The organism is Laceyella tengchongensis (assembly GCF_900182735.1).
Taxonomy (GTDB): Bacteria; Bacillota; Bacilli; order Thermoactinomycetales; family Thermoactinomycetaceae; genus Laceyella; species Laceyella tengchongensis.
In genome coordinates this window covers 42633-55986 of record NZ_FXTU01000010.1, presented here as the reverse complement: position 1 = coordinate 55986, position 13354 = coordinate 42633, and the positions used below count along the sequence as shown (strand labels likewise).

The following is a 13354-nucleotide window of genomic DNA, read 5'->3' as shown; positions in this document are numbered from 1 at the left end:
AGTCCTCTACCCATTAAAAAGCAACCGGGTAAAGCCCGCTTACAACCCAATTTCTCTTTTTTTTAATCATCTGGTGCTTTTTGCGAAAAGGAGATCCACCTCACGTCTTTTTTTACGCTTTTTTATGGGGACAAATGTCTCTGGTAAAACTGTTTGCCGTTCTCCCAGCCCCACTTGCGGACGAGATCGTCTCCATACCTTTTTGACAAGGCTTCCACCAATTGCGGAAGTCGGCTGTAGCTCTCTAATCCGGGCAACTTGTTAGCAAACCCGTCAAAGTCTGAGCCAAAAAACAGATGATCCGCCCCCCCAAGAGCGCAAATATGCTCAACATGTCGGAGCACTTGGTCGATTGTGGCCTCAGCCGCGCAATGGTGTACAAACTCCGGCACAAACGTGACCCCGATCAATCCTTGGCGTTGGATGAGTGCTTCAATCTGCTCATCTCCTAAATTGCGTTTATGTGCGCACACCGCTCGACAATTGGAATGCGAAGCGAGAATGGGCAAGCCCGTTTCCTCAATCACTTCCCAAAACCCTCTGTCTGATAGATGGGAAACATCTAAGATCATCCCCAGCCGCTTCATCTCCATAATCACCTGACGCCCGAACCGCGTCAATCCCCCACCGCGCTCTTCATAGATGCCGTCAGCTACCTCATTGGCAAAATTCCAGGTCAACCCCATTTGCCGCACGCCGAGCCGGTGAAACAAGCGTAGATTGGCCAAGTCCCCATGCAAGGCGTCTGCCCCCTCCAACAGCAACAGCGCCCCGATGCGCCCATGTCCGCATTCATCCATTTGGCCTCCGTCGGTGACCAAGAAAACCCGCGATCCGTCGCGGACCACTTCCTCATAAAAAAAATCGATCTCTTTTAGCGCCACAGCCAAGCGTTGTTGCCGCGGCACCGACTCCGGCGTCCACACGGCAAACACTTGCATGGCCACATCCGCCTCACACAAACAATGATAAGAACTGTCCAACGGAGACCCTTGAGCATAAAAAGAACGGTACTGGGGATCGCGCCACATTTTACTCAACACGTCGCAATGACCATCTATCCACCTCATCCCATTTCCCTCCACTTAAAAAAAAACCTGTCTATAAAAATAAACAGGTTTTTTCGAATATATTGTTTCCATAAATTATCGAGGTTCCACGATTAATTTAATCGCGGTACGCTCTTCACCATCGATCACAATATCCGTAAAGGCTGGAATGCAGATAAGATCAATTCCACTCGGCGCGACAAACCCTCGTGCAATCGCAACTGCTTTGACAGCTTGATTTAGCGCCCCTGCGCCAATTGCTTGCATCTCTGCTTGACCACGTTCACGCAAGACCCCGGCGAGTGCACCAGCAACAGAATTCGGATTGGATTTTGCTGAAACTTTTAATACTTCCATGAAGGTACCTCCTCGATGGTTGAAGTGAGTCCACTACTTCTATCCTATTCGACCCACACATAAAAATTCCTTCTAATTTACATAGATACCGGTAAAAAATCATAAATAAATTTATTTATAATCAACCGATAAGAGGCATATCATCATCTATCCGAATCCGTTTAATTTTTTTCGCTTTCTTTGTTTCTTTATCAAAGTCAAATAACACGGCATTGAATTGCGTTCTGCCCTTCGCCACTTCAAAGCGCACAGGTAGCTGCGTGACAAATCGTTTGATTACCGCTGTTCTTTCCATACCGATCACGCTGTCGTATGGGCCCACCATGCCCACATCTGTCAAATATCCCGTCCCTTTGGGCAGAATCTTTTCATCCGCTGTCTGCACATGGGTGTGCGTGCCAACCACCGCTGACACTCTGCCATCGACATACCAGGCAAACGCCTGCTTTTCAGACGTCGTCTCCGCGTGAAAATCGATCAGGATATAGGTATTGTGCGAAAGTTGTTGCAACAGGCGGTCGGCGGTGCGGAACGGGCAATCAAGCGCCGATTCCATGTACGCTCTTCCCATCAAGTTGATAACCGCCAGTTTTCCCCCTTTTGTTGACAAGACAGTCATGCCTTTTCCGGGGGTGCCTTCCGGAAAGTTCGCTGGTCGGATCAAATGGGCTTCCTCATCGATAAAGTCAAAGACTTCCCCTTGCCCCCAAGCATGGTTTCCCAGTGTGACACAGTCGATCCCGGCATCGAGCCATTCGCGCACAATCGCGCGTTGAATGCCACGTCCGTTGGCGGCCGCGTTTTCACCGTTAACCACAATCGCATCAGGTGAGTACATTTGCTTCAGTTTTGGTAAATATGTCTTTAGTGTTTGGCGACCAATGTTGCCCACTACATCGCCGATCATTAATACTCTCATATATGGTTTGAGCCTCCAAACTCTTTGTAAAAAATAAAGCGGCCCAAAGGCCACTTTATTTCGCGTACTCAACCGATCTCGTTTCCCGGATGACCGTTACTTTGATATGGCCGGGATAGTCCAGTTGGTTTTCGATTTGCTTCGTGATTTCACGGGCCAACCGCGTCGCTTCTGCGTCATCCACTTCGTCCGGCTTCACTATGATCCGCACTTCCCGTCCAGCTTGAATGGCATATGATTTCTCCACACCATCAAAAGACTCGCAGATTTCCTCCAGCTTTTCCAAACGTTTGATGTACGCTTCCAGCGTTTCTCTCCGCGCCCCCGGTCTGGCCGCGGACAACGCATCTGCCGCCCTAACCAAAACCGCGATCACGCTGGTCGCTTCACAGTCCCCGTGGTGGGAAGCGATGCTGTTGATAACAATGGGATGCTCATTGTATTTCTTAGCCAATTCGACACCGATATCCACGTGCGACCCTTCGATTTCATGGTCGATCGCTTTACCGATATCATGCAACAGCCCTGCTCGCTTCGCCAAGTGAATATCTTCACCCAGCTCAGCCGCCAACAATCCTGACAGATGGGCTACCTCCATCGAATGCTTCAACACATTCTGTCCGTAACTTGTTCGGAATTTCAATCGGCCGATGATCTTGATCAAATCTGGATGCAAACCGTGCACGCCCGTTTCAAATGTGGCTTGCTCCCCATATTCGCGGATGCGCTCGTCCACATCGCGGCGTGACTTTTCCACCATCTCTTCGATTCGCGCCGGATGAATACGTCCGTCGGCAACCAATTTTTCCAGCGCCACGCGGGCCACTTCACGGCGAATCGGGTCAAACCCTGACAAGATGACGGCTTCCGGCGTATCATCAATGATGAGGTCGATCCCGGTCAAAGTTTCCAATGTGCGGATATTGCGCCCTTCCCGACCGATGATTCGTCCTTTCATTTCATCATTTGGCAAGGACACGACGGAGACGGTCGTTTCCGCCACGTGATCCGCCGCGCACCGTTGGATCGCCAACGACAAGATCCGGCGAGCCCGTCGATCTCCTTCTTCGATCGCTTGCTGTTCCATCTCTTTGATGATTTGCGCGGTTTCATGACGCATCTCATTCTCCACTTTCGCCAGAATGAGCTGTCTCGCTTCTTCGGTGGTTAATCCAGATATCCGTTCCATTTCTTTTCTCTGTTCCTGGTATAGCTCATCAATCTCTTGTTGGCGTAATCCTATTTCCTTTTCTTTTCCGTTCAGTTCATCTTCACGCTGTTCAATTGCATGTTGCTTGCGTTCGAGCGTCTCTTCTTTTTGATTTAACCGGCGTTCGATTCGTTGCAATTCGTTGCGTTGCTCGCGAATCTCTTTTTCCGCTTCACTCCGCAGGCGATGCGCTTCATCCCGCGCTTCAAAGATCTTCTCTTTTTTGAGCGCTTCTGCTTCTTTGTCAGCTTTCTCTATGATCTCGGCAGCTTCCTTCTCGGCGCTTCCGATTCTTGCTTCTGCTGCCGTTTTCCTCATCCAGTATCCCGCACCGAGTCCGACTCCGAGAGAGGCAAACAGCAGAATGATGTCAATCGGTTCAAACACCATCGTTCCTTCGCTCACCTCCTCTTTTTCTATTTAGAAAAACAAGACCGATGAACTCGGTCTTCGCTTGTAGTCCGTCGTCATGTCTTGCTATACCAGGTGAAGGCTGGAAAAAACCAGCTAGAACCATTTTCCACTTTACTAACAAACGTTTTCAGTTGGAATCAGGGTGTCTTTGCCCCAAGAGAGGCAAAGACACAAGTCAATTGTATTATTTATGCAATCCCATTGTCAAGGCGACCGCTTTGTTCAACAACTGATTTTCCGCCTTGCAAGCGCACAAAGTAAGCCGCATCGGCCGATTCCGTCAAATGGATGTTATGGGTCACCAAAATCACTTGCCGTCCAAAGGTCTCCCCGACCGACTTTAGAAACTCAATCATCGGGACGATATAATCTTCACTCACATGCTTACCCGGCTCATCGAGAATAATCGGTCCGCTCAATCGCGGTTTCACCGTTTCAATCAGCGCGATGCGCAAAGCCAGCGAGACGATGTCCACAATGCCCCCACCCCGGGCTTCTTGTGGCCTGTTTTTAATTTCTTGCCCGTCCCAAGTCGAGACGACGTAAAATTCAGCCGTCGGCGTCCCGCCATGGTCCTTCAATTCAATCTCAAATCGAAACGCCGACCCAAAGACGTATTTCAACGCATTGGTAACCAGTGTCTCCAATTGTTGTTTTGCCTGCTCGCGGGCGTGTTCCGCCGACAATTGGAACAGCACCCGCACTTTTTCCAGCAAATCGCGCTCATTGAGGCACACTTGCCACCGCTCTTCTGTTTGTTTCAATTGCCCCAAATATAAGTCACGTTCCGATTTGCGCACAATCAACTCGTTTCTAGCACGGGACAACGCTTCTTTCAATTGGGTAAACGAAGACTCGGTCATATTACTTTCTCAGCTCCTGCGGTAAATAGCCCCACGCCTTTTGCAGCTCTTCATTGATCTCTTTTTCCAAGCGCCGGATTTCTTCCTCCAATTGCTCCGGCTCCACTCCCAATTCACGTACTTCTTTGATGATCTCCTCTTCGTTGCGCATCAGGCTCTCCAGCTTTCCCTCCGCTTTCAAAAGCTCGTTTTTCGCTTTTTCCGTTTGCGCCCGCAACAACTCGATGCTTTTTTCAATATCGTTCATGGGTCTACCCTCCCAAATATTCGTTGATCAAGTGTTCCATGTCATGTTCTTCAATCGGCCGTTTGCACATCGGACAATTGCCCAACCGCTTCATATGAGCGGCCAGTTCCTCGGTCAACCGCTTGATCTCTTCTTTTTTGTCGCGGCAAAACGCCTTGCCAATCTGCACCCTCCTCGACACATCCGACCATTGCTTATACAATTCGACCAATCGGTTTAACCGCACCTTCTTCATGGACAAAGCGGGGAGCATCTCTTGCCACACTGCCGGAACCCGCTCATTGCGGTCGATGATACGTTTCCATTGATCGCTCTCTTGCTGAATAAGCTTCCATCTCCGTTGCAATTGCACCAGTCTAGCCAAGCGCTCTGCCTGTTTTTGAAGATGTCCGACTGCCTGGTCCGCATCACGGACATGCACCAATGCTTGCAAGCGATTCTCCAAACGCAGGCGTTCGGCATGATGCTCGTCCCATTTGCGTTTGCTTTCGACATAACGAACCAGGCGATCATGACGCTGTTTTAACGAATCCAGCTCCGTTTCCAATCTCGGCAAGGAAGCAGCGGCCTCGATGATGCGGCTCACTTTCTCCTTTTCCAGACGCAAACGCCCCCATTGCTCATAGGCTCTTGTCAACAAGCGGTATCGAAACTTCTGCGTCTCCAGTTGTTGGACGATTCTCTCCGCTTCGGGCAACTGGCGCAAGCTAGCGATAAATTGCTCCGTTCCCGCTTTGGCCATGCCAAGGAGCCCTAACTGCTCTTGGGCCTTGCGCAACCGTTCGCACAGCGCTTTCAGCTCCGTCGCCTTGCTGAAAGCCTCTTCCGCAAGCGACACTTGTTCTTCCAACTCCGCAATGTTTTCATACGGTTGCAGTTTTTCTTTGATCTCGTCCCGGGATTGCTCGAGCTGTTTGATCTGAGCATTTATCTGCTGACGGTCGGCGCTCGCTTTTTTCAAAGCGTAATCGATCAGATGCGCCCCACTGATCCGCCCGATTGTCTTGGCTTTATTCTGGTTGGATTCAAACAAAAGAAACGGGCTCTCCAATTGGGTGCCAAAGTGGACATACAATTCCTTTTGATCCAGCTTGATCGGCTCAATGCCATGAGCGTCGACGATTTCTTGAGGTACCATGTTGCCGAATCCCTCAAATACCTGTTCTTCTTCGCCTGGCTTTCGCAACAGATAACGATTGACAGAAGTACTGCGCACCCGCACCACTTCCGTCCCGTCGGCAAAGGTTAAGCTGACCCGGCATTCTTTGGCACCGCTCCGGATGTAATCTGAGCCGCGCGGTACATTGAACAGCACCCAACGGATGGCCCGCAAGATGGCGCTTTTCCCACTGTCAGACGCGCCTACAAACACGTTTAACCCATCCGAAAAATCAATCGTTGTATGCTGATGCGACTGGAAGTTTTCGATCACCAACTTCTTAAAGGTGCTCAATGCCCGGCCTCTCCTTTCTCTTGTTCAATGGCGATCCGCCGTTGGGCTTCAAATTTGACTTCTTCGTCTATCCCGTTGAGGCGGGAGATTTCGTCGATGATATCCATCACGTCCACCGCTTGAAAGTCCGTTGCAGAGCGGATCTGTTGGACGAAAGAAGCCAGTTGCTCCTGCCGGTACATGTTCTTCTCAATATAGGAACGATCCAGCACCTCTTCTCCGCTTGTGGCCGAACGAAGGGGAATCAGGCTGATTTGAATCGACTCGCCCAGTTCGATCAAGGCGACTTGTGGCATCCGCTTGATTTCCGACGGGTGGTTATTGATGCGGGCCAGCGCCCCCGGATTGACAATATATTTGCCGGCGCGGTGTTGCAACGGAAATCCCGCATGGTAATGGCCGGTCAATAAAATGTCCACCGTGTCACACCAAACATCCCCCACCATGGTATGCGGTACCCCGTCCGGCAACGCGCGATCCACCAGCATGCCATGCACCATGTGAATGCAGTAGGCCGCTTCGCATTCGTTTTCCACATGGTAATCCAAATGAACATCCCGCTTATCCAAATCATAATGAAAAGGTTGCCCGCTGAGTTGGACGACCAAACCATCTTTCTCCAGCTTGACCTTCTGTCCATCGCTAATCAGCCGAATCGTGCCAAATGCATCCAGCAAGCCCAACATGGTGCGTTCAATCGTGCTTGGATTGTGACCGTAGATATCATGGTTGCCAGCAATGGCGTAAATCGGTGCGCGAAACCGACGAAACACTTGCGCAAACTCGCGCACAACGGCCGGGGACAGGTTGGGGCGGTCAAACACATCGCCCCCATGTAATACGAAATCGACCTGTTCCCGTTCGGCGATTTCAATCACTTCCTCAATCTTGCGCCGGATGGTGAGTTGAAAGTCATCCGTTCGGCTGCGCGGAGAGGTTCCCCGGATATGCGTGTCAGTAAAATATAAAATCCGCATCAACCATTCCCCTTTTCAGCTTCATCACGATCGCGAAATTCCCGTAAAATCTCATACACTAACGATACAGGATAACCTTGCCGTAACAAATACTGCCCCAATCTGCGCTCAATCGTCGGCCAAGGTTCTCCGCATATACGAAGATAGCGCCGTTCGGCAATCTTCATTGCCAGCTGGCGCTGTTCTTCTTCGTCCATCTCTGCAAGCGCCTCATCAATATGAGATGAAGCTACTCCTTTTTTGGTCAATTCCTGACGCAAACGAAGCGTGCCGTACCCTTTGTGCCGATGCCGTTCGGCTACCCAGCTCTTGGCGTACTGGCGATCATCTAGGAAGCCCTGCGCTTCCATCTCCTTGATCGCCTGTTCACCCAAAGCCGCCTCATACCCCTTCTCTTTGAGATGTTGCTTCACTTCGTATACCGTGCGCGGTTTGTAAGAGAGATACCGCATCACGGCCTGCTTCACCTTGTTGTACTCTTCCGCTTGCAACAACTCTTCCAATTGGGACGGCTCCATTTCCATCCCTTTGTACAAATGGAATTTGACCAGCACATCTTCGTGGACAGAACAAACTTCAGTCCCATCCACGAAGATCCGGTAACGCTTCGCCTGCTTGGAACACTTCTCAATTCGGGTGATGTAATTGGTCACTTGTGGTCACCCTTCAGCTCACACCTCAAGAGAAGGAGCGGTCTCCTCTTTTTCTTTCGACTTGCGGCCGCGCTTCTCTTCCTTGGCCGGCTCTGCCGGTTTCTCTTCGACTCGTGTCAGGGGCAGGTCGTGGTGCGCACGAATTCGATTTTCAATCTTCACTGAGATTTCTGGGTGATCCTTGAGGAACTGCTTCGCGTTTTCACGGCCCTGTCCGAGGCGATCCCCCTCGAAGGAATACCATGCTCCGCTCTTATTGACAATGTCCAGTTCAGCCGCGATGTCAAGTACGCTTCCCTCTTTGGAAATCCCCTCGCCGAACATGATATCCACTTCCGCTTGCTTAAACGGAGGTGCGACCTTGTTTTTAACTACTTTGATTTTGGTCCGGTTACCGACCATGTCCGTTCCTTGTTTGATCGTCTCTTGGCGGCGCACTTCCAGGCGAACGCTGGAATAGAATTTCAGGGCCCGTCCACCCGGTGTCGTCTCTGGGTTGCCGAACATGATACCCACTTTTTCACGAATTTGGTTGATGAAGATGGCGATGGTTTTGGACTTGTTGATCGCTCCTGAAAGCTTGCGCAACGCCTGGGACATCAAACGGGCTTGCAAGCCGACATGAGAGTCACCCATCTCCCCTTCGATTTCCGCTTTCGGCACCAATGCCGCTACAGAGTCGATAATGATGATGTCCACGGCTCCACTACGCACCAACGCTTCGGCGATCTCCAGCGCTTGTTCCCCCGTGTCTGGTTGGGACAACAACAACTCATTGATGTTAACACCCAATTTTTGCGCATATACAGGGTCCAACGCGTGTTCCGCATCAATGAAAGCCGCAGTCCCTCCTACGCGTTGCACTTCGGCAATCGCATGCAAAGCGACAGTGGTCTTACCGGAAGACTCAGGTCCATACACTTCGATAATCCGACCCCGTGGATATCCGCCAACACCCAGAGCGATATCCAGAGCCAGCGCCCCACTGGAAATCGTCTCCACTTGTGGAGTGGTTTCTTCCCCCATCCGCATGATTGAGCCTTTGCCAAATTGCTTTTCTATTTGTCTAAGTGCCATTTCTAACGCCTGACGACGATCTGACATGCACAGTTCCTCCTCTTTCCGCTTAATCACATATACCCATCATAACCTGTTTTGACTCATCTGCCAAGATCATTTACGAACATTTATTCGTTTTTTTGCAGGTGTCGGCAACAGCAAAATGTGGTACATTACAAACAGAAAGGGGGATATTCGATTGGATAAAGAGAAATGCAAAGAGCGCATCATGGAACAATTGGAAGAAGTAAACGACCCAGAGCTGAACATCGACATCGTCAACCTCGGCCTCGTCTATGGGGTGGATATCGACGATGATGGACGCGTTCAAGTGACGATGACATTGACAGCCATGGGGTGCCCGCTCGCCGGCACGATTGAGCAACAAGTGCGCGACGCCGTTCAAAAAGTGGATGGGGTGACAGATGTGCAGGTAGATATCGTCTGGAACCCCCCATGGGACAAAAGTCGCATGTCCCGCTTAGCCAAAATCGCGCTCGGTATTCATGATGGTTGAAATAAAAAAAAGACCGCCCACACATTGCGTCGGGCGGTCTTTGCTTTATCCTTTATTGCGCGGTCTTGCCGGTTCCATGTTAACACGGGCCCCGTTGATTTTGGATTGGCGCAACGCTTCATAAACGAATGGCGCCACATCCTCCGGCACTTCTACAAAAGAGAAGCGATCATAAATGTTGATCTTACCTACTTGCCGTAGGCCAATCCCCGCATGTTCAGCGATCGCTTTAGCCAGCTCTTGCGGATTCAGATTGGCATTGCGTCCTACATTGATGAAGAAGCGTACCATCCCGGGCGAAGCACCTGTTTCCCCAAAGTGGTAGGTTGCATCGATATTCTTGACAAACCGCTCCGAGAAAGCTAGGTACATGGCCGCAGCAGCTACTTTCTCCGCAGAAAGCTTCTCATTCATCTGTTCGATCATTTCTTCAAACAACGAGAGATCCGCATCTGATTTCACAATCTCTTCGATTTGACCCATCCAGCTTTGTTGTTGCTTCGCGGCCACTTCTTCCAAGCTGGGCAACTCCCGCGCCCGCAGTTTAACGCCTGTCTCCTGTTCAATGGTGCGCAATTGCTTCATTTCCCGCGGTGTGACAAGCGTGAGAGCAAACCCTTTGCGGCCCGCACGTCCCGTCCGTCCGATGCGGTGCACATAGCTCTCCACATCTTGCGGGATGTCGAAATTGATCACATGGGAAACGCTACCCACATCGATGCCGCGGGCGGCTACGTCGGTCGCAACCAACAATTCAACTTCTCCCTGGCGGAACGCGTTCATCACTCGGTCACGCTGTTGCTGTGCCAAATCCCCATGCAGGCCGCCTGCGAGATACCCTCTAGCCTGGAGCGCGTCAGTCAGTTCATCGACTCCTTTTTTGGTACGGCAGAACACAATGGACAAATCGACTTCCTCACTGTCCAAAATCCGGCACAACGCATCGATCTTATGGTTTTCCAACACGCGATAGTATACTTGCTTGATAACCGGAACTGTCACTTCCCCGCGATTCACAGTAATATACTTGGGTTTGCGCATATATTTTTGCGCCAATTGCCGGATCGTTGTCGGCATCGTCGCCGAGAAGAGCAACAATTGCCGTTGCTTGGGCAGGTATTGGAACACCGCTTCAATGTCGTCGATGAAACCCATGTCCAACATTTCATCGGCTTCATCCAACACCATAATCTCTACACTGGAGGTGTCAATCGTTCCGCGGCGCAGATGGTCGAGCAAACGGCCGGGGGTGCCGATAACCACATGAACCCCTTGCTGCAACGCTTTAATCTGTCTGCCAATCGCTTGGCCTCCGTAAATCGGCAACGTCTTCACCCGCTTGGGCCGGCCAATCCGACGCATTTCTTCAGAGACTTGGATCGCCAATTCGCGGGTCGGCGCCAATATCATCGCTTGCACCGCTTGATGACTGGTATCGATCCGTTCCAACACCGGAATCCCGAATGCCGCAGTCTTTCCGGTACCGGTTTGGGCTTGCCCGATCACATCTTCCCCGCGCAACACTGCGGGAATGCACTCCGCTTGGATCGGGGAGGCTTCCTCAAAGCCAATATCTTGAATGCCTTTTAAAATTTCTTTGCTTAACGCAAATTGGTCAAAACGACTCATCGTGTTGTTTCACCTTTCTTTAAGCATTGCTGAAGAATGAAGCAAGCTTGTTTGGCTGCTTGCAATTGAATTCGCCTACGTGAGCCCCTGAGTTGCAACCGATAGACGCGAACCGGTCCGGATGCTTCCTTCAAGCCGATGAAAACGAGCCCCACCGGCTTCCCTTCAACCTCATCGGGTCCGGCGACACCTGTCACACTGAGCACAAAATCGGTAGCAAACTGCTCCCGCACCCGCTCAGCCAAGGCCTCTGCCGTGTGGGAACTGACCGTTCCATGCTGCTCCAAGATCTCTTCAGGCACGCCGACCACTTGTTCCTTGCTAAACGCGGAATAAGAAACAATGCCCCCCATAAACGCCTGACTGCTCCCCTTCATGGATGTAAGCAGATGGGACAACATCCCCCCGGTGCAACTCTCGGCGACCGCCACGGTTTTCCCTTGTTGAATCAAAGAGCGCATGACCACTTCCTCCAGCGGTTCCTCACGCTCACTGTAGCAGTAATCTCCAGTTCTCTTCAGCACTTCTGTTTTTATTGGCGCGATCAACTCCCGCGCTGCCGACTCTGTAGCTGCCCGAGCAGTTAACCGCAAAGTCACGCCTGCTTCTTTCGCATATGTAGCGATGATGGGATTGTCATTAGCTTCAATCAAATCTTTGCAAGTCTCTTCAAGGAGCGACTCGCCAATCCCAAAAAAGGATAATGCCTCGGACACCAACGCTTGCCCACTAGCAAAGGTGTCCAAGATATACGGACGAACTTGTTGCTCAAACATGGGGATCAATTCACGCGGTGGACCCGGCAGAAGCACGTAAGTCACGCCGTCTTTGGAAACAGCCAATCCAGGTGCTGTCCCATGCGCATTATGAAACACAACACCATCTTCAAAAACATGGGCCTGCTTGTAATTATTGGATGGAATGTTTCGCGAACGCCCTTGAAACCACTCTTCCAACGCAGTCACTACAGCAGGATCCCGCACCAATGGAATCCCCAAAAAATCCGATAGCGTTTCCTTTGTCAAATCATCAAGCGTGGGGCCGAGTCCGCCACACAGGAAAACCAATTGAGAGCGCCTATGCGCCTGCTCAATAACTTCCATCAACCGCGCTTGATCATCACCAACAGAAGTGTGAAAAACCACTTCCACTCCAAGGGAAAAACACTCGCGCGAGAGATAGGCGGAATGTGTGTCCACCGTTTCACCCAACAACAGCTCCGAACCGACCGTAATCACTTCCGCGCGCATGCCATCGTTCCTCTCTAACGTAACTTCCTTCCAATGCATTGGGTTACTGCAAATGGGTCATCGAGACGATCTTTCTGTTTTTGTAGAAATAATCAAGTCCGGAAATCACCGTCACGATAACCGCAAGCCATGTAACAATTTCTGAGAATGGAAAAGAGATCGAAGAAAACGGGACATTGTTCAGCATCAACGCCACAATGGCGACGATCTGAGTGATCGTTTTCAGCTTCCCCAACGGACTAGCCGCGATGACCACCCCTTCAGCCACCGCAATCATCCTCAGACCTGTGATGGCAAATTCGCGACTGATGATAACAATCGCAATCCACGCTTCCAGGCGTTGCATTTCGACAAGTGAAATCAATGCCGCCGTAATCAATAGCTTATCGGCCAAAGGGTCCAAAAACTTACCCAATGTGGTCACCATTTTGTTTTTGCGGGCCAGATACCCATCAAGCCCGTCGGTGACGGCAGCCAAAATGAAAATGAAGGTGGCAATAATCTCACTTACTGTTAGGGTAACGCTTCCCACCTGGACGTAGCCCATATTAAAGCGAACCAACAAAAAAAGCATCACGACTGGTACTAAGAAGATACGGGCCAGCGTAATCTTGTTGGCTAGGTTCACCTTAACCAACCTCCCTGGCTATGACAGATTCACTCAGATAGTAATGTAATTTATAGCACCATCTTAAACCAAGAACCATCTATTTGGTCAGATGGGAAATAGCTGAATAAGCGGGCCCGTCAGCACCCT

Annotated in this window: 14 protein-coding genes; 1 reads left to right on the top strand and 13 read right to left on the bottom strand. The window is 50.7% G+C overall.

The window, feature by feature from the left end:
* Window positions 1-122: 122 nt before the first annotated feature.
* The 10 genes from QQZ12_RS15300 to recA all read right to left on the bottom strand — a co-directional run bounded on the left by QQZ12_RS15300 (window position 123) and on the right by recA (window position 9246).
* Window positions 123-1070, bottom strand: coding sequence for a dipeptidase (locus QQZ12_RS15300; RefSeq protein ID WP_284724631.1), 948 nt, complete (start codon window positions 1068-1070; stop codon window positions 123-125).
* 75 nt (window positions 1071-1145) lie between these two features.
* Complete coding sequence (locus tag QQZ12_RS15295; RefSeq protein WP_022737614.1) at window positions 1146-1406, bottom strand: stage V sporulation protein S; 261 nt, start codon at window positions 1404-1406, stop codon at window positions 1146-1148.
* Between the two features lie 121 nt (window positions 1407-1527).
* Window positions 1528-2325 carry a TIGR00282 family metallophosphoesterase gene (locus QQZ12_RS15290; protein WP_102992614.1) on the bottom strand — a complete coding sequence of 266 codons (798 nt, stop codon included), beginning with the start codon at window positions 2323-2325 and terminating at the stop codon, window positions 1528-1530.
* A gap of 55 nt (window positions 2326-2380) precedes the next feature.
* Complete coding sequence (gene rny, locus QQZ12_RS15285; protein WP_154987713.1) at window positions 2381-3925, bottom strand: ribonuclease Y; 1545 nt, start codon at window positions 3923-3925, stop codon at window positions 2381-2383.
* A gap of 212 nt (window positions 3926-4137) precedes the next feature.
* Window positions 4138-4812 carry an ATPase gene (locus tag QQZ12_RS15280; protein ID WP_102992615.1) on the bottom strand — a complete coding sequence of 225 codons (675 nt, stop codon included), beginning with the start codon at window positions 4810-4812 and terminating at the stop codon, window positions 4138-4140.
* A 1-nt stretch (window position 4813) separates the two neighbouring features.
* On the bottom strand, window positions 4814-5059 hold the full coding sequence (locus tag QQZ12_RS15275) for a hypothetical protein (protein ID WP_102992616.1): 246 nt from the start codon (window positions 5057-5059) through the stop codon (window positions 4814-4816).
* Between the two features lie 4 nt (window positions 5060-5063).
* Complete coding sequence (locus QQZ12_RS15270; RefSeq protein WP_284724630.1) at window positions 5064-6512, bottom strand: AAA family ATPase; 1449 nt, start codon at window positions 6510-6512, stop codon at window positions 5064-5066.
* Entirely contained in the window at window positions 6509-7489 is a 981-nt protein-coding gene (locus QQZ12_RS15265; protein WP_102992618.1) for a metallophosphoesterase family protein, read from the bottom strand. Before QQZ12_RS15265 ends, QQZ12_RS15270 begins: the two co-directional genes overlap by 4 nt.
* A complete protein-coding gene (locus tag QQZ12_RS15260; protein ID WP_022737607.1) occupies window positions 7489-8142 on the bottom strand; it encodes a RecX family transcriptional regulator in 654 nt (217 codons plus the stop codon). The genes QQZ12_RS15265 and QQZ12_RS15260 overlap by 1 nt, the downstream gene beginning before the upstream one ends.
* An 18-nt stretch (window positions 8143-8160) precedes the next feature.
* A complete protein-coding gene (gene recA / locus QQZ12_RS15255; RefSeq protein ID WP_102992620.1) occupies window positions 8161-9246 on the bottom strand; it encodes a recombinase RecA in 1086 nt (361 codons plus the stop codon).
* A gap of 184 nt (window positions 9247-9430) precedes the next feature.
* Between recA and QQZ12_RS15250 the strand changes: the two genes are divergently transcribed.
* Window positions 9431-9718: a metal-sulfur cluster assembly factor gene (locus QQZ12_RS15250; protein ID WP_375163200.1), complete on the top strand. Its 288-nt coding sequence runs from the start codon at window positions 9431-9433 to the stop codon at window positions 9716-9718.
* A 45-nt stretch (window positions 9719-9763) separates the two neighbouring features.
* Here the strand turns inward: QQZ12_RS15250 and QQZ12_RS15245 are convergent, their stop codons facing one another.
* Genes QQZ12_RS15245 through pgsA form a run of 3 tightly spaced genes read right to left on the bottom strand, consistent with a single transcriptional unit; the run spans window position 9764 to window position 13225 of the window.
* Window positions 9764-11347, bottom strand: coding sequence for a DEAD/DEAH box helicase (locus QQZ12_RS15245; protein WP_022737604.1), 1584 nt, complete (start codon window positions 11345-11347; stop codon window positions 9764-9766).
* Window positions 11344-12597 (bottom strand): competence/damage-inducible protein A, encoded by a 1254-nt coding sequence (locus tag QQZ12_RS15240; protein ID WP_102992622.1) that lies wholly within the window; start codon window positions 12595-12597, stop codon window positions 11344-11346. Before QQZ12_RS15240 ends, QQZ12_RS15245 begins: the two co-directional genes overlap by 4 nt.
* A 43-nt stretch (window positions 12598-12640) precedes the next feature.
* Entirely contained in the window at window positions 12641-13225 is a 585-nt protein-coding gene (gene pgsA, locus QQZ12_RS15235; protein ID WP_102992623.1) for a CDP-diacylglycerol--glycerol-3-phosphate 3-phosphatidyltransferase, read from the bottom strand.
* Window positions 13226-13354 lie beyond the last annotated feature (129 nt).